Source organism: Novosphingobium sp. ST904 (assembly GCF_001298105.1).
In the GTDB taxonomy this organism is placed as follows: domain Bacteria; phylum Pseudomonadota; class Alphaproteobacteria; order Sphingomonadales; family Sphingomonadaceae; genus Novosphingobium.
Window position 1 is genome coordinate 1 of the sequence record NZ_LGJH01000123.1, and the last position, 16984, is coordinate 16984.

The following is a 16984-nucleotide window of genomic DNA, read 5'->3' on the forward strand; positions in this document are numbered from 1 at the left end:
TTGATCGAAGAAGGCAATCCGCAGTGGCGCGATCTCGCCATCGACTTTGGCTTCGAAGCGTTGCGTTGACTGGATTCCCGCCTTCGCGGGAATGACGAATATCTGGGTGCGGATTTGGCATCAGCAACTGGTGTTTTAAAATCCGAACCCGACAGTCCGCTATCCACCCGTTTTCGCCATTCCCAGCGGTGAGCGCTGCGCTCTATAGCCGTCCGTCCGGTGCTCGCCGCTCTCGAAGAAATGCAGCCTGACCCGACACGCCCCTGTGAGGACATTCGAGTGGCTTGCTGAATTACCGGAAAGCGGCCAACATCACGCACATGGTTCGCAGGTGAGTGAGATGAAAGCAGCATTCTGGCGGTTTGCGCATAAACACTATCACAGCAAATCGCTGTCGAGCCTGACAGACCTCGCAGCGCTAACGTGGGTGCTGTTTTTTGTTCTCGTTTACGGCACGGCCTTGCTGGCGGGTTGGTCGCCAAACGTTTCCGAGGCGATGGTAGGTGTCAGCCTAATTGGCGTTCCGCTGATGTTCGGTATCGCGCATCGACGTATCCGACTTGAAGCGTCTAAGGGGCCGACCGCCCTTTATCGTAAGAGGGTGGAGACAAATCGGTAGGGCCGCTTATCCGGGCCGCGATGCTCAAAGCCGCTATTCAGGTTTCCACCCTTTCCGCCGCTAGTAAGTGTCTACCCCATAGCGGAAGTCGATTCATGCCGGATCACCCACCGCGCAGAAGCTGCACGCCCCAGTCGCGCTCGAACAGGTAGAGCAGCAGCCGTGCCGCCTCTCCGCGCGGTCCAGCGAGGCCGCCGTCGCGCTCGATCAGCAGGCGCGCATCGTCGTGAGCGAGCGGCAGCAGCTTGGTGATCTGTTCGAGGCTGGCGATGCGGAAAGGCGTGTCGCCCGACTGGCGGGTGCCGAGCAGTTCGCCGCCGCCGCGCAGTTCCAGATCTTCCTCGGCCAGCCGGAAACCGTCCTGCGTCTCGCGCATGAGGGCGAGGCGCTGGCGCGCGGTTTCGCTGAGTTGCTGGCCGCGCAGCAGCAGGCAGGTCGATTTCTCACTGCCGCGCCCCACCCGGCCGCGCAACTGGTGAAGCTGGGCAAGGCCGAAGCGCTCGGCCTGCTCGATCACCATGAGCGTGGCATTGGGCACGTCCACACCGACCTCGATCACCGTCGTCGCCACCAGCACCGCCGCCTCGCCGCTGGCGAAACGCTCCATGCCGGCGTCCTTGACCTCGGGCTTGAGCTGGCCGTGGACGAGTGCGACGCGGTCTCCGAAGCGTTCCTTCAGCGCCGCGTAGCGTGCCTCGGCCGCGGCGAGGTCGTCGTTCTCGCTTTCGCTGACCATCGGGCAGACCCAGTAGGCCTGCTGCCCGGTCTCGATATGGCGGGCGATGGCGCCGGCCACATCGTCCATGCGCTCGACCGAGACGACGCGGGTATCGATCGCCTGCCTGCCGGGCGGGAGTTCATCAAGCTTGGACACTTCCATCTCGCCGTACTGGGCCAGAGTCAGCGTGCGGGGGATCGGCGTGGCGGTCATCGCCAGGGTATGCGGCGTGCGGCGCCCCTTCCGCGCGAGCATGAGACGCTGGCCGACGCCGAAGCGATGCTGCTCGTCGATCACCACCAGCGCGAGATTGCGGTAGGAGACCGTATCCTGGAAGATCGCATGGGTGCCCACGACGATATCGATGGCGCGCTCACCAGCCCCATCAGGATCGCCTCGCGGGCCTTGCCCTTGTCACGCCCGGTCAGCAGCGCGATCTCTACCCCGGTTCCCGCGAGCATCCGCGCCAGAGTCTCGTAATGCTGGCGGGCGAGAATCTCGGTCGGTGCCAGCAGCGCCGCCTGCGCGCCGGCTTCCACCGCGATCAGCATGGCATTGAGCGCCACCACCGTCTTGCCCGCGCCGACATCGCCCTGAAGCAGGCGCAGCATCGGCGCGTTCTGGCCGACGTCGCCCTCGATCTCGTCGATGGAACGCTTCTGCGCGCCGGTCAGCGCGAAAGGCAGCTTCAGTTTCGCCCGCAGCGAACCGTCGCCCTTCAGCGGCGTGCCCGATTGCTTGCGGTTGCTCTCACGCACCAGCATCAGCGCCAGCGCGTTGGCGAGCAGTTCGTCATAAGCCAGCCGGTCCCGCGCCTGGGCATGGACGCCGCGATGCACCTCGCGGACGGCCTCGTGCCAGACCGGCCACTTCATGCGGTCCACCAGGCTGGCCTCGGTCCATTCGGGCAGTTCCGGCAGGGCCTTGAACGCCTGCTGCACGAGCCCGGCGACGCGCCCCTGCGTCAGCCCTTCGGAAAGCGGGTAGATCGCCTCGCAAAGCTGGCCGACCGGGGCGGCGCTGTCCTCGGAGACATGCTCGGGATGGACCATCTGGAGCATCTGCCCGTACTGGTCGAGCCGCCCGGCCACCCAGCGGGTCTCGCCGATCGGAAGCTGCTTGCGGGCGGTGAAGGACGAGCGGCCGAAATAAGTGAGCGTGCAGACGTTCCCGGCGGCATCCTCGGCCAGCACGCGAAACGGGCCGCGCCCGGCCGGCGCGCGGTGATCGCGCACGGTGAGCTGGACGATCACGTTCTCGCCCACGCTCGCCTCGTCCAGATCGGTGATCGCGCGGCGCTCCACGAAGCGGTCGGGCAAGTGGTAGATCAGGTCGCGGATACGGGTAAGCCCGAGTTTTTCCAGCGGACGCTTGAGCTTGGGGCCCACGCCATCAAGGGAATCAGTCTCGGTGAACAGGCAATTCAGTGCTTCGGGCCGCATGAGCAGCCTCTTAGCGCGAGAACGGCTCGTTTCGCCAGACCGGCGGGGAACGGATTTGCGGACAGCCACGTTGCCTTGGGTGTTCCCACCCCAGCATAGGAGAAATGCATGCTTCTTCCGCCCGGAACCGTGTTCGCGATCGTCGATGGTGAAAACTTCGAGCTCTATCGCAACTCGGGACGCGAAGCCGCACCAAGGCTCACTTCGCTGGAGACGCCCGATCTGGAGGCGACCAACTTCAGCGCCGGTTTCCGTCGGCATGACGCGCAAAAGCGCCATCAGGCCCGCACCGGCGACGGCAGCAACGATGCCCTGGACGAAAGCGCCCATGCCGCCGCGGTGGCGGGCTGGCTCAACCAGCAGGTACTGGAGCGCGAGATCGATCAACTGGTCATCGTTGCCGACCCGCGCTCGCTGGGCGAGATGCGGCGGCATTATCACAAGGAGCTTAAGGGCGCCCTCCTCACCGAAGTGCCCAAGACGATGACCGGGCGTCCGGGTGACGAGATCATCAAGGTGTTCCAGAGGTAGGCACCCAAAACTTGCTCATGACCGCGCCGTATCGTAACGGCGCGGTCATGACCGAACTCACATCCCAGGGGCAGGCCCGGCTGGCCCGCCTCAAGTTCCGCGCCTGGCATCGCGGCACGCGCGAGGCCGACTACATGATCGGCTGCTACTTCGACCGCTTCCACGCCGAATGGTCCGAAGCCGAGATCACCCTCTTCGAAACGATGATCGAGGAAGAGGATGTCGACATCATGGCATGGGCGCTCGGCACGCAGAGCATTCCCGAAGAATATCGCGGCCCGCTGCTCGACCGCATGATGAAGCTCGATTACGTCGAGATTCCGCGCTGATGCTGCGATTCCCCGACACGTTCGGGACTCTGCATGCGCGGAGAATGAAGCACACTCCCGAACCCGCTCAGCCCGAGCCTGTCGAAGGCCCCGCACGACACGCATGATCGACCTCAATCGCATTCTCGCGGCGACCACGCCCCTCACGCTCTCGTCGGTAACGCGGGGTGCCCAGCCGCTGGTCATGGCCGACATAGCCCGGGCGGCCGATGCTTCCGCGAAAGCCGGCCGCGCGGTCTTCATTGCCGACAATGAAAGCGCCATGCGCGCCGTGGCGGATGCCGCCCAGTTCTTCGCGCCGGAACTGGATGTGGTCGAGTTTCCCGCGTGGGACTGCCTTCCCTACGACCGCGCCAGCCCTGCCCTTTCGGTCAGCGCCCGCCGACTGGCCGCGCTGCACCGGCTCCAGCTGAAGCGTACCGGCCCGCAGCTTCTGGTCACCACGGCCAATGCCGTGCTCCAGCGCGTGCTGACGCCGTTCCGCATCCGCGAATCGGTGCGGTTGCTGAAGCCGGGCCTCGATATCGGCCACGAAAGCCTGATCGCGCTGCTGCGCCGCCAGGGCTACCAGCGCAGCGACACCGCGATCGACGCGGGCGAATTCGCGGTGCGCGGGTCGATCTTCGATATCGTGCCTTCGGGGCTGAATTCCGAAAACGGTTCGGGCGGCCTGCGGCTGGATTTCTTCGGCGACGAGCTGGAAACGCTGCGCCTGTTCGACACCGGCACCCAGCGTTCCACCGGATCGGTGCCCGAACACCTGCTGCTCCCGGCAAGCGAGGCGCTGGTCGACGACGACAGCGTCAAGCGCTTCCGCAGCCGCTACCGCGAGATGTTCGGCGCCAATGCCACGGCAGACCCGCTCTATCAGGCGGTCAGCGACGGCCGCCGCCTTGCGGGCATGGAACACTGGCTGCCATTGTTCGAGGACCGGCTGGTCACGCTGTTCGATCACCTTTCGGACGACGACCTGCTGGTGATCGACAGTCCCGCGCTCGGCGCCGCGGACGAGCGTTTCACCGACATCGCGGACTATCACAAGGCCCGTCTCGAAACCTCGGGCCAGAAGGCGGGATCGTACCGCCCGCTGGCGACCGATGCGCTCTATCTCTCGCGCGAGGAATTCGAGCAGGCGGTATCCGCCTTCCCGGTCCACCGCGCCGATCCCTTCGCGCAGCCGGAAAGCGCCAGGGTCATCGATTTCGGCTTCGGCAATGCCCGCGACTTCACGCCGGAGCGTGCGCGCGGCGACAATGCCTATGAAGCGGCGTCCAGGCATCTCCATGCCGTGGCGAAATCCGGCCGCAAGGCGATCCTCGCCGCCTATTCCACCGGCAGCCGCGCGCGTCTCGTCTCGATCCTTGGCGAGGCACAGGGCCCGGAACCCAAGCTGGCGGATACCTGGCAGGAAGCGCTCGGCCTCGCGGTTCAAGGCCGCAGCGCCGCGCTGGTGCTGCCGCTGGAAACCGGCTTCTCGAGCGATGCCGTCGAAGTCGTCACCGAGCAGGACATTCTCGGCGACCGTCTCGTGCGCCGCAAGAAGAAGCGCAAGGATTCCGACGCCTTCCTTGCCGAACTGGCGGCGCTGACGCCCGGCGACCTGATCGTCCACATGGACCACGGCATCGGCCGCTACGAAGGTCTCCAGTCGATCCCGGTCGGCAAGTCTCCCCATGACTGCGTGATGCTGACATATGCGGGCGGCGACAAGCTCTACATCCCGGTCGAGAATCTCGACGTGCTCTCGCGCTACGGCAGCGAGAGCGAAGGTGTCGCGCTGGACAAGCTGGGCGGCGAAGCCTGGCAGAAGCGCCGCGCAAGACTCAAGGAACGCATCCGCGAGATCGCGGGCGAACTGATGAAGACCGCCGCCGAGCGCGCCTTGCGCGTCGCCCCGGCGCTGCTGCCCGAAAAGTCCTCCTACGACCAGTTCGTGGACCGCTTCCCCTGGCAGGAAACCGAGGACCAGGAACACGCCATCGACGACGTGCTGGGCGATCTGGCCGAGGGCAAGCCGATGGACCGCCTGGTCTGCGGCGATGTCGGCTTCGGCAAGACCGAGGTGGCCCTGCGGGCGGCCTTCGTGGCCGCCATGGCCGGCCAGCAGGTTGCCGTGGTCGCGCCGACCACCCTGCTCGCGCGCCAGCACTATTCCGGTTTCGCCGAACGCTTCGCGGGCTTCCCGCTCGAAGTCGGCCGCCTTTCGCGCCTCGTGACCCAGAAAGGAAGCCAAGAACCCGCGACGGGCTGACCGCAGGGACCATGGACGTGGTCTGCGGCACCCATGCGATCCTCTCGAAATCGGTGAACTTCAAGCGCCTCGGCCTTGTCATCGTCGACGAGGAGCAGCGTTTCGGCGTCAATCACAAGGAGCGCCTCAAGCAGCTGCGCGCCGACGTTCACGTCCTCACCCTCACCGCCACGCCGATCCCGCGCACGCTGCAGATGGCAATGTCGGGCCTGCGCGAACTCTCGACCATCCAGACCCCGCCGGTGGACCGCCTCGCGGTGCGGACTTACGTGATGGAATGGGACGATATGGTCATGCGCGAAGCCCTGCTGCGCGAACACCATCGCGGCGGCCAGAGCTTCATCGTCGTGCCGCGCATCACCGACATGGCCGAAGTCGAGGAATGGCTGGCCAAACACGTCCCCGAGGTGAAGGCCATATCCGCCCACGGCCAGATGAGCGCCGGCGAAGTGGAAGAGCGCATGAGCGCCTTCTACGAAGGCAAGTACGAAGTCCTGCTGTCGACCACCATCGTCGAGAGCGGGATCGACATTCCGCGTGCCAACACCATCATCATCCACCGCGCCGACCGCTTCGGCCTGGCCCAGCTCTACCAGCTGCGCGGCCGGGTGGGCCGGTCCAAGCTGCGCGCCTACGCCTATCTCACCACGCCCGCAGGCCGCGCGCTCTCGGAAGTGGCGGAGAAGCGCCTCAAGGTGCTGAGCGACCTCGATTCGCTGGGCGCGGGCTTCCAGCTTGCCAGCCACGATCTCGACATTCGCGGCGCGGGCAACCTGCTGGGCGACGAACAGTCCGGCCATATCCGCGAAGTCGGCTTCGAACTCTACCAGTCGATGCTGGAGGACGCGATCCTTGCCGCCGCGCGGCGGCGTGGGGCTGGGAGAAGGACACTTCGGGGCTGTCTCCGCAGATCACGGTCGAAGCGCCGATCATGATCCCGGAGGAATACGTTCCCGACCTTGCAGTGCGCATGGCGCTCTATCGCCGCCTCAACGATGCCGAGGGCAAGGACGAGATCGAATCGCTCTCGGCCGAGATGATCGACCGTTTCGGCCCGCTGCCCTCCGCCACGTCGAACCTCGTGAAGCTCATCCAGATCAAGCGGCAGGCGATCGAGGCGCATATCGCCAAGATCGACGTCGGCCCGCGCGGCACGCTGGTCAGCTTCCACAACGACAGCTTCCCCAACCCGATGGGCCTCATCGCCTATGCCGAGCGCCTTCAGGGAACGGTGAAGCTGCGGCCGGACAACAAGCTGGTGGTGCAGCGCGCATGGGGCGATCCCAAGTCCCGCCTCAACGGGCTGCTGCAACTGACGAAGGGCCTCGCCTCCATCGCGCGCAAGGCCTGAGCCTCAGGCGCCCGGTATACGATTTTCGGGAAAACCGGTCTTTTCCCTGCGGCGAAGCCTTGCCCGCGTGAGGCGGGCCGTTAGGAAAAGCAGCTCGGTTCGCGAAAAAACAAAGGAATTTCGATGAGGCTTCCCTCGCCCCTGGCCCCCGCAACCCTCGCTTTCGCTTCGCTGATCGCGCTGGCCCAGCCGGCGCTGGCCCAGAAGTCCGACGCTCCCGACGCTGCCAAGCAGCACGCCGAGAAAACCGCCGAAGCGGTGGCCGCGAACTGGGCCAGCGCCCCGGTCGAGGAAGTGACGAAGACCAGCAAGGGCACCGCCCGGGTCGACGGCAAGGCGATCGCCTATACCGCCACCGCCGGCACCCTCACCATCCGCGACGCGCAGGGCAAGCCCACCGCGAGCGTGTTCTACACCGCCTATACCGCGCCGGGCAAAAACCGCCCCGTCACCTTCTTCTACAACGGCGGCCCCGGCTCGGCGAGCCTCTGGCTGCGCATGGGCAGCTTCGCGCCCGACCATGTGCGCACCGGCAACCCCGAAGCCGTCCGCCCCGCGCCCTTCGACGTCGGCCCCAATCCCGACAGTCTGATCGGCAGCACCGACATGGTCTTCCTCGACGCGGTGGGCGCCGGCTATTCGCGCGCCCTGGGCGATGCCAAGCCTGCCGATTTCTACGGTGTCGACCAGGACGTGGATGCCTTCGCCAAGGCGATCATCCGCTACACCACCAAGAACGCGCGCTGGGGCAGCCCCAAGTACATCTTCGGCGAAAGCTACGGCACGACCCGCTCGGGCGCGCTGGCCTACCAGCTTGAGGATCGCGGCATGGCGCTGAACGGCGTGGTGCTGCTTTCGTCGATCATGAACTACGGCATCCGCCAGAGCGGCTTCGACAATATCTACGTCGGCTACCTGCCCACCTATGCCGCCGTCGCCTGGTATCACGGCCGCGTGGCGGATCGTCCGGCGACCGTGGACGAGTTCGTCGAACAGTCCCGCCAGTTCGCCAACGGCGCCTATGCCGCCGCGCTCGCCAAGGGCCAGGACATCACCCCGGAAGAGGAAGACGCCGTAGCCCGCCAGCTCAGCCGCTTCACCGGCCTTTCGGTGGACTATGTGAAGCAGGCGAACCTGCGCGTCGATCTCGGCCGTTTCCGCAAGGAACTGCTGCGCGGCGGGCGCGAGACGGTGGGCCGCTTCGACGGCCGCTACAAGGGTCTCGATGCCGATGCGGCCGGTGAAAGCCCCGAGTACGACCCTTCGGACACCGCGATCAGCGGCCTCTATGTCGGCAGCTTCCTTGACCAGCTGACCACCACGCTCGGCTACAAGACCGATCTCGACTACCGCCTGAGCGCGCGCGAGGGCGGCCCGGTGGACTGGGACTGGACGCATGAGCCCCCCGCCGGACGCAAACAGAACGTCGCCGACGTGACCGCAGACCTCAGCACCGCGATGCGCATCAACCCGCACCTGCGCGTGCTTTCGCTCAACGGCTACTACGACATGGCAACGCCGTTCTTCTCGACCGAGCGCGACCTCAAGCACATGATGCTGGCGCCGGCGCTGCGCCAGAACCTGCAGTTCAAGTACTATCCGGCAGGCCACATGGTCTACCTGAACCCCGAGGCGCTGCACCAGATGCGCCTCGACATGGAGCGCTACTACGCCGAGGGCGCGCGCTGACATCCTCTTGCGGGGCGGCGACGATCCGCCGCCCCGCTCTCCCCCCGATTTCCCTCCATCCCGAACGCCGCGGCGGTGACTGGCGCATGGAGGATTGCCCCCGCCCGCATCGCCCGCTACCAGCGCTTCCGCCCGGATTCGTCTGACGAGCCGGGCGAATGATCGCGTCGGTGCCTCGAAAGAGGCTTAATAGGGAACGCGGTGAGAGGGCTTTGCCGCCCTCGAATCCGAGGCTGTCCCTGCAACTGTAAGCGGCGAGCGCGATGTACATCACGCGGCGGGCAAGGCGCCCACGCCGCAGCCACTGGGCCGGACGCTAAATCCTGCGAGGCCTGGGAAGGCCGTGCATCAAGCGATGACCCGTGAGCCAGGAGACCTGCCGGCGTCCGGTCGCTCTTGCTTTGGTCCAGGGGATGGCCGGGGCACGGTGATTTCTCCGTCTGAGCGACGAACGAGCGGCAGGGGCCGCACGGTGCGCTGAACGGTCGCCTTTCCACGGGCGCCCGGCCGGTCGGTGCGCCGGCCGTTCGCAAACGGCAGTCCCCTGCTTCGGATCGCTGGCGCCCGGCAGGGGAATGAAGATGAATTTCGCAAAGGTTTCGCACGCGGCGCTTGCCGCGGCGCTGGCGCTCGCCTGGTGCACGCCGGTTTTCGCCGGGGAACGCGCCGACGGCGACGGCGAGGATGGCGCCATCGTCGTCACCGGCCAGAGCCTTGAGGAAACGCTGCCGCAGGAACTTTCCCGCTACGGCAACGACATGGCCGTCGTGGAGGGCACGCAGATTCGCGACAGCGGCGCAGTGGACGTGGTGAAAGCGCTCGATTCGGTGCCCGGCCTCTACATTCGCGGCCGCAACGGGCCGTTCACTTACGTCGATGTCTCGCTGCAGGGTTCGCGCACGCAGGACGTGCTCTGGACGATGGACGGCATCCGGCTGAACAACCGGCTCTACGGCAGCACCTCGCCCAACGACACCCTGCCCGCCAGCATGATCGAGCGGATCGAAGTGCTGCGCGGCGGCGAGAGCCTGTTCTACGGCACCCAGGCCTCGGCCGGGATCATCAACGTGGTGACGCGCGGCTTCACGGACGACTTCAACGGGCAAGTCAACGCCTCGGTCGATTCGTGGGGCGGCACCAGCTTCGACGGCTACCTGCGCGGCGCGGCGGGCGGGCATCGGTTCGTGGCCTATGCCTCGCGCAACCGCTCCGAGGGATACATGCCCTACAGCGCCTACCAGCCCAGCCTTACCGATCGCCGGCTCGGCTACGACTTGTGGTCCGCAGGCATCAAGTACCAGTACGACCTCGCCCCCGATCTCGCGCTCAATCTCCAGTACCAGCACACCGAGGCGAAGCTCGACAACCTTTCGCCCACCCGCATCCGCGAGAGCCGGAACGACCGCAACGAGGAGATCGCCAGCGCCCGGCTGGACTATACCGGCAGCGACACCGTGCAGTTCTTTCTCAAGGGCTATTTCCACGACTGGAAGACCGCCTACATCCAGATCCGCAACTCCCTTCCCGATCACGATCCGCAAGTGATCTACCCGGCAGGCACGTTCTGGGGCTACCGCGACTGGGGCGGCAGCGCGGTGGTCAAGCTGCATCCGCACCGGGGCCTGGAGTACCTGCTGGGCTACGACTTCCAGAACTTCTCCGGCCGCGACGACGTGCTGCTGATCGCGCCGACCAGCGAACAGGTCCACGCCGCCATCGCGCAGATCCGCACGACCGACGAGATATCCTCGAAGGGCCGGATCGCCGCCGGGCTGCGGCATAACCGCACGGACGGCGCAAGGAAGACGATCTGGAACGTCTCGGGCCGCTACGATTTTGCCGAAGCGCTTTATGTGGAGGCGAATGGCGGCACCTCGTTCGTCCTGCCCGACGCCTCCCAGCTCTACGGCAACGACCCCTGCTGCGAAACCGGCAACCCGAACCTCAAGCCCGAGCACAGCGTGAATCTCAACGCATCGCTGGGCGGCGCGGCGACCCTGCCGGGTGTCCGCTTCGGCTGGAAGGCGACCTACTTCAACCGCAGCATCACCGACCTCATCGATTCGACTTACGACGATCCGGCCTATCCCAACGGCACCTACATCAACGTGCGCGACAAGGTCCGTTCGCAAGGGGCCGAAGCGGAAGTGACGGCGCAGTTGGAAAGCGGCTGGAGCCTCGCGGCAAGCTACACTCATGCCCGCGTCCGCAATGAGGGCAGTTCGGTCCAGCGGGACCGCAATCCCGCGCAATATGCCAAGGGAACGCTGGCCTATTCCCCGGAAGGCCGGCCATTCGGCGCCAACCTGGCGGTCAACTGGATCGGCGATGTCTGGTCCACCGCATCAGGCTTCGGGCGGATGAACTACGGCAACTACGTGCTCGTCGATCTCGGCGGCCACTTCTACGTCGACGGCGAGGCGCGCCGGAATCGCTTCGGCATCAATGTCGAGAACCTGTTCGACAAGGCCTATGCCACGCGCGGCTATGCCTCCGCCGTCACCGATGCCGGCGCGCTTGACGGGAGCAACAGCCGCTTCCTCTACTTCAACCGTGGTGTGCCGCGCACGCTGCGGGTGAGCTACGGGCTGAGCTTCTAGGCCATGCCCCGCGCTGTCCTGATCGCGCATCGCTGGCTCGGCGTCTTCGTCGGCCTGCTGATGACGCTGTGGTGCCTGTCCGGCTTCGTGATGATCTACGTGGATTATCCGAGGCTCGATCTCGGAGCGCAGGTGCGGGGGCTCGCGCCCCTGCGCCTGCCGGCGCAGGTCGCCTTGGGAGCGGTGGATATTCCCGCAGACCTCCCGATAACTTCGGCGCGCGTGGAAATGCGCGCCGGTCGCCCGGTCCTGCGCGTGGTTCCGGCCGCATCGGCGGATCGCCCGATCCCGCAGATGAGAACCACGCCCGCCGCCTTCGACCTGGAAACCGGCCGCCCGCTCGGGCCGCCATCGCCTGCCGAATTGCGCCGGATCGCCGCCGACTTCGCGAAAGGCCACGGAATCGCCTCGTCCGCCCAGCCCCCGACCGAAACCGGGATGGACCAGTGGACCGTCCAGACCTATCGCCGCAACGCCCCGCTTTACCGCGCCGATTATGGCGATCCGGCCGGAACCGAAATCTACATCTCCGGCACGTCGGGCGAAGTGGTGCAGCAGACCACGCGGTTCCAGCGGTTCTGGGGCTGGCTGGGCGCGGTGCCGCACTGGCTCTATCCCACCATCCTGCGGCAGGACGGCGCCTTGTGGAGCCAGGTCGTGATATGGACCTCGCTGGCCGGATGCTTTCTCACCATGACCGGCATCTGGGCCGGTATCGTGCGCGTGCGGCGGCGGCGAGACGGCACGATCGGATCGCCCTACAAGGGCCTGTGGTGGTGGCACCACGTGTTCGGGCTGTTCTTCGGCCTGCTGACGCTGACATGGGCGGCAAGCGGACTGCTATCCATGAACCCATGGGGCCTGCTCGACAGCATGGGCGGCTTCGCAGAGCGCCAGCGCCTTGCCGGCACGCCGCGCTGGAGCGAGATGCGCGGCGCCCTTTCCGCCGCCGCCAAGGTCTCGGAACAACGGGCCGGTACCGCGGTGCGGATCGAGACCGCGCCGCTCGGCGGGCGCATGTTCCTCCTTGCAGTGAACGCCGATGGCGAGACCCGCCGCTTCGACGCGAAGGGAACTGCCGCGCCCCTGCGCGAGCAGGAACTGCGCGCAGCGCTGGCGGGCACGCCGCAGCTCGGCTCGCTGGACCTGCTGGCTGAGGAGGACGCCTACTATTACGGCCGCAAGTCCCCCGCCCGCCTGCCGGTCTGGCGTGCGGTGCTGAAGGACGGCGAACAGACGCGGCTCTACATCGATGCCGCCTCCGGCCAGTTGCTGCGCGCTTTCGATCGCAACGGGCGCAGCTACCGCTGGCTCCAGGACGGCTTGCACAGCCTGGACTTCCCGGTGCTGCGCAAGCGTCCCTGGTGGGATCTCGTGGTGCTTCCCCTGCTGGCCGCCGTCACTCTCGTCTGCGCGACGGGGACGTGGATGGCATGGAACAAGGTCCTTCGCGACTGGCGCCGCTGGCGCCGACGCAGACTCCCCGCCGGATCTCGCTAGGCTTCCACCCGGGCGAGCTTGGCGAACATCGCCGTCGACATCGGCTGCGCGCGCAGGAACCCCTGATAATAGGCGCAATGCTCACGGGCGACGACCTTGCGCTGGGCCTCTTCCTCGATACCCTCGGCGATCACTTCGAGGTCCAGCGCCTTCGCCATGGCGACGATGGCGCGCAACACCGCCACGTCGCGCTTGTCGGTGGTGATGCCGTCGATCATCGCGCGGTCCAGCTTGAGATAGTGGATCGGCAAGACCTTGAGATAGCGGAAATTGCAGAAACCGGCGCCGAAATCGTCAAGCGCGATGCGGATACCCTGCGAGGAGAATTCCGCCATCATCTGCGCCGTCTGGGTAACGTCGGCGATCAGGGACTGTTCGGTGATCTCCAGCGTCAGCCGCCGGGGGGGGAAACCGCTTTCGCGGATCAGGTCCAGCATCTGGCGAACGTAGGTGCCAAAGGCGAGGTCGGCCGGGGTGACATTGATCGAGAGACGCAGGTTCCCCGGCCAGCCCCCTGCCGCCGCCAGAGCCTTGGCCGCGATATGGCGCGAAAGCGGTCCGATATGGTCCGCCCGCTCGGCAATGGCGAAGAGCGCACCGGCACCGATGCGGCCGAGTTGGGGGTGATTCCAGCGGGCCAGCGCTTCGGCCCCGGTCAACGAATCGTCGATGAGGCTGAACTGGGGCTGGAACAGGATCTCGATCTCGTCCCGGTCGATCGCGCCGAGCAGGTCCGCTTCGAGCTGCGCCGCCGAACGGCCCGGCGGCGTCACTTCGCCATCCGCCCAGCCCAGCCGCGTGGCGGTCTGGTCCTGCGCATCGTGAAGCGCGTGGCCAAGCCGGTCGAGCATCGAATCGACGCTTTCCTCCGTAAGCGCGCGGATCAGCGCGATACGGGGCGAGAGGCGCAGCACGCCGGTCGGCAGCGCGATCGGCCGGGCGATGGCATCGGCAAGCTGGTCCGCCACCAGTTGCCAGCGTTCCCGGCTGCACGCCTCGTTGGCGACGAGCACGAAGGAACCGCCGCCCGCCCGCGCCAGCAGCCACGGGCCGTCCAGTTCCTCGCCCGCGAAATGGGCCACGCGGTTGGCCACTTCCTCAAGCGCGCCGTCACCGGCCGTTTCGCCATAGGCCATGTTGATGGCGTCCAGCCGGCGCAGGGCCAGCAGCATGGCGTGGACGTGAGCATGTTGCGGCGCGCTTTCGGCATCGGCGCGCCATGCGTCGATCCGTTCGCGCACGGCATCGAGCCCGGGAATTCCGGTCAGCCTGTCCTCGAGCCTGCGGGCATGGCGCTGCGGCCGCCCCTTGCGTCTTTCAACCATCGCCCCCGCTATAGCCAAAGCCCTTGCCAAACGATGCAAAATTCGAAAGGTCCGCAGCGTGAAAAACCGCATGAAAATGGGACAGGTGCCCGCAATCCGGGCCTTGACCGATCCCGCCGGACGAAATGTTGCTGGGGAATTCGATGGCTGACGAACCGAAACTGGCGCTTATCGTGTCGGACAGCGCCAAGGCCCAACTCGGGTCCGCGCAGCTTCGCCGCTCGCACCCCTGGGTTGATCCAGTGGAGGCGGACATTCTCGTCGTCGTCGGCGGAGACGGCTTTCTTCTCCACGTCCTGCACGAAATGCTCGACCGCGACGTGATAAAGCCGGTCTACGGCATGAACCTGGGCACGGTCGGCTTCCTCATGAACGGCCCGCATGACGGCGTGGCCATCGCCGAGCGCATCGCCGAAGCTCACGAGGTTCCGGTGCGCCCGCTGCAGATGCATGCCACCAGCCACGATGGCCGCGAATTCGTCTACTACGCGATCAACGAGGTCTCGCTGCTGCGCGAAACCCGCCAGACCGCCAAGCTGGAAGTGACGATCAACGGCAAGGTCCGCATGGAGGAACTCGTGGGCGACGGTGTGCTGGTGGCCACGCCCGTGGGATCGACCGCCTACAACCTTTCCGCCAACGGCCCGATCCTGCCGCTGGGATCGCGCATGCTGGCCCTCACCCCGCTCAGCCCGTTCCGGCCGCGCCGCTGGAAGGGCGCCATCCTGCCCGAAAGCGCCGAAGTGGAATTCCGCATCCGGGAACCCGGCAAGCGCCCGGTCGCCGCCGTGGCCGACCAGAAGGAAGTGCGCGACGTGCGGACCGTGCGCATCGTTGCCAATCCCGAGAAGGAACTCACCCTGCTGTTCGACCCCGGCTTCACGCTGGAGGAACGCATCTTCGCGGAGCAGTTCCAGGTCTGAGGAATTGCCCGAATGGGGCGCCTGCCCTGTGGAAAAGTTTTCTCGACATTTTCCGCACAGAGCGCTTGCCAACCCGGAGGACCCCTTTTATAGGCGCACTCCTGCCCGGCGGTGGAAACACTGACAGGCTGCTCCCCGATAGCTCAGCGGTAGAGCATTCGACTGTTAATCGAATGGCCGTAGGTTCGAATCCTACTCGGGGAGCCACTTTCTTCTCCTTCCACGGAAGGCATGAAGAAAGGGCTCGGCGCAAGGCGCGCGTATCAAAACGTTTCCCACACATCACTCCGCATTGACGAACGGCCTCTCCGGTGAGAGCGCTGATTTCGGGCGTCGCCGCAGATCGCGTATAAGAATCGGGCGCTCTGCGAGAGGAATGGTGTTGCCCCGAATCAGTTTTCCGCGTCTTGCGGTTCTAGCCGCCGTGGTTTTCCTGTCGCTGGGCGTGGTCCAACTCGTGGGCAGCCTGCTGCTCTACCAGGCCATCGACCGCCAGACCCTGCGCGCAGACCATGCCCGCCGAATCGCCGAACTCATCGTCGTCAGCGATCGCATCCACGCGCTTCATCCCGATCTTGCCGCACCGATCATGACAACCGGCCACCTCAAGGCCGAATTCGCCCCCGCACCCGCCGTTTCCGTCACGACGGATTCGGACACGCTGGAGCGAATCGCCGGGCAAGTCATCGAATGGGAACCCTCGCTCGCCGCGCGGCAACTCCATCTCGCCACTTCCGACGCTCACGGCGGCAAACGCGATCTCGTCGGCTCGATCCGTCTCGCCGACGGCAAGTGGCTGAACTTCCGCTCGCGCGACATCACGTCCATGTAGCCGATCGCCCTGCGCGCCAGCGTGCTGATGCTCTGCACCGCGCTGGCCTGCATCGCCATCGGCCTCGTCGCGCTGCGGCTGCTCACCAACCCGCTCCGCCGCCTGACCCAGGCCGCCGATGCCATCGGCCACGGCCAGCGCGTGGAAATCCGAGAGAGCGGCCCCGAAGACCTGCGCGACCTCGCCCATTCGATGAACATGATGCAGGAGCGCATCGCGCGCCTGCTGGAAGACCAGGCCCGCTCCTTCGAAGCGATCAGCCACGACCTTCGCACGCCCCTTTCCCGCCAGCAGATCGCCACGGACCTGATCGAGGACCGCGAGATCGCCGACATCATGCAGTCCAGCATCAATGAGATGGAAGGCCTGCTCGCCTCGCTCCAGGGCTACCTGCGCGCGCAGCACCTCTCCTCGGAACCGGAACCTGTGGACCTGGACCAGCTCGCCGCCGCCGCCATCGCCCCTTACGAGGATCGCGCCAGGCTGACTCCGGCAGGCGGCGCCACGGTGGAGACGTTCCCGGAACCGCTCTCGCTGGCGGTCGGCGCGCTGGTCGAGAATGCGATCCGCTTCGGCGGCCGCGCAGACCTCACCGTCCGCCACGAAGATCGCGGCTGGATCATCGAGGTGGAGGATGCCGGACCCGGCATTCCGCCCGGCCATTTCGAGGATGTGCTCACCCCGTTCTTCCGGCTCGACGAGGCGCGCACGCGCGATACGCCGGGCTTCGGGCTGGGCATTCCCACCGCGCACCGGCTGATGATGCGGTTCGGCGGCCAGCTTTCCTTCGCGACATCGCCCTGCGGCGGCCTCATCGCGCGGATCCGGGTGCCGGTGGCCTAGGCGGCGAGGCAGGTCGCGAGGGTTCCTGTAG

The 16984-nt window shown here is 66.3% G+C and carries 10 protein-coding genes, 1 tRNA gene, 2 pseudogenes and 1 riboswitch; of the genes and pseudogenes, 11 read left to right on the top strand and 2 right to left on the bottom strand.

Annotated elements, in window-relative coordinates:
- Positions 1–340: 340 nt before the first annotated feature.
- A complete protein-coding gene (locus tag ADT71_RS31185) occupies positions 341–619 on the top strand; it encodes a hypothetical protein (protein ID WP_132469896.1) in 279 nt (92 codons plus the stop codon).
- A 103-nt stretch (positions 620–722) separates the two neighbouring features.
- Here the strand turns inward: ADT71_RS31185 and recG are convergent.
- Positions 723–2779: pseudogene (gene recG / locus ADT71_RS06410) on the bottom strand (ATP-dependent DNA helicase RecG).
- 108 nt (positions 2780–2887) lie between these two features.
- On the opposite strand from recG, the gene ADT71_RS06415 reads away from it, so the two are divergent.
- The 6 genes and pseudogenes from ADT71_RS06415 (at position 2888) to ADT71_RS06440 (ending at position 13030) form a co-directional block, all read left to right on the top strand.
- Positions 2888–3310 carry a host attachment protein gene (locus tag ADT71_RS06415; RefSeq protein WP_054435844.1) on the top strand — a complete coding sequence of 141 codons (423 nt, stop codon included), beginning with the start codon at positions 2888–2890 and terminating at the stop codon, positions 3308–3310.
- A 47-nt stretch (positions 3311–3357) separates the two neighbouring features.
- Positions 3358–3639 carry a succinate dehydrogenase assembly factor 2 gene (locus ADT71_RS06420; protein WP_054435866.1) on the top strand — a complete coding sequence of 94 codons (282 nt, stop codon included), beginning with the start codon at positions 3358–3360 and terminating at the stop codon, positions 3637–3639.
- 103 nt (positions 3640–3742) lie between these two features.
- A pseudogene (gene mfd / locus ADT71_RS06425) lies at positions 3743–7241 on the top strand (transcription-repair coupling factor).
- Between the two features lie 123 nt (positions 7242–7364).
- On the top strand, positions 7365–8930 hold the full coding sequence (locus tag ADT71_RS06430; RefSeq protein WP_054435845.1) for a S10 family peptidase: 1566 nt from the start codon (positions 7365–7367) through the stop codon (positions 8928–8930).
- A 151-nt stretch (positions 8931–9081) separates the two neighbouring features.
- Positions 9082–9329, top strand: a riboswitch (cobalamin riboswitch).
- A 182-nt stretch (positions 9330–9511) separates the two neighbouring features.
- On the top strand, positions 9512–11530 hold the full coding sequence (locus ADT71_RS06435) for a TonB-dependent siderophore receptor (protein WP_054435867.1): 2019 nt from the start codon (positions 9512–9514) through the stop codon (positions 11528–11530).
- Between the two features lie 3 nt (positions 11531–11533).
- The gene (locus ADT71_RS06440) at positions 11534–13030 is read left to right on the top strand and encodes a PepSY domain-containing protein (protein ID WP_054435846.1); all 1497 of its coding nucleotides are present in this window, start codon (positions 11534–11536) and stop codon (positions 13028–13030) included.
- Here ADT71_RS06440 and ADT71_RS06445 read toward each other — a convergent pair.
- Positions 13027–14355 (bottom strand): bifunctional diguanylate cyclase/phosphodiesterase, encoded by a 1329-nt coding sequence (locus tag ADT71_RS06445; RefSeq protein ID WP_054435847.1) that lies wholly within the window; start codon positions 14353–14355, stop codon positions 13027–13029. The genes ADT71_RS06440 and ADT71_RS06445 overlap by 4 nt on opposite strands.
- A gap of 143 nt (positions 14356–14498) precedes the next feature.
- Between ADT71_RS06445 and ADT71_RS06450 the strand changes: the two genes are divergently transcribed.
- The 4 genes from ADT71_RS06450 to ADT71_RS33075 all read left to right on the top strand — a co-directional run bounded on the left by ADT71_RS06450 (position 14499) and on the right by ADT71_RS33075 (position 16953).
- Positions 14499–15278: an NAD kinase gene (locus ADT71_RS06450; RefSeq protein WP_054435868.1), complete on the top strand. Its 780-nt coding sequence runs from the start codon at positions 14499–14501 to the stop codon at positions 15276–15278.
- A 132-nt stretch (positions 15279–15410) separates the two neighbouring features.
- Positions 15411–15485, top strand: a tRNA-Asn gene (locus tag ADT71_RS06455).
- Positions 15486–15660: 175 nt separating this feature from the next.
- Positions 15661–16110, top strand: a complete 450-nt coding sequence (locus ADT71_RS33070) for a hypothetical protein (RefSeq protein ID WP_231635656.1) — start codon at positions 15661–15663, stop codon at positions 16108–16110.
- Between the two features lie 27 nt (positions 16111–16137).
- Complete coding sequence (locus tag ADT71_RS33075; protein ID WP_231635658.1) at positions 16138–16953, top strand: HAMP domain-containing sensor histidine kinase; 816 nt, start codon at positions 16138–16140, stop codon at positions 16951–16953.
- Positions 16954–16984 lie beyond the last annotated feature (31 nt).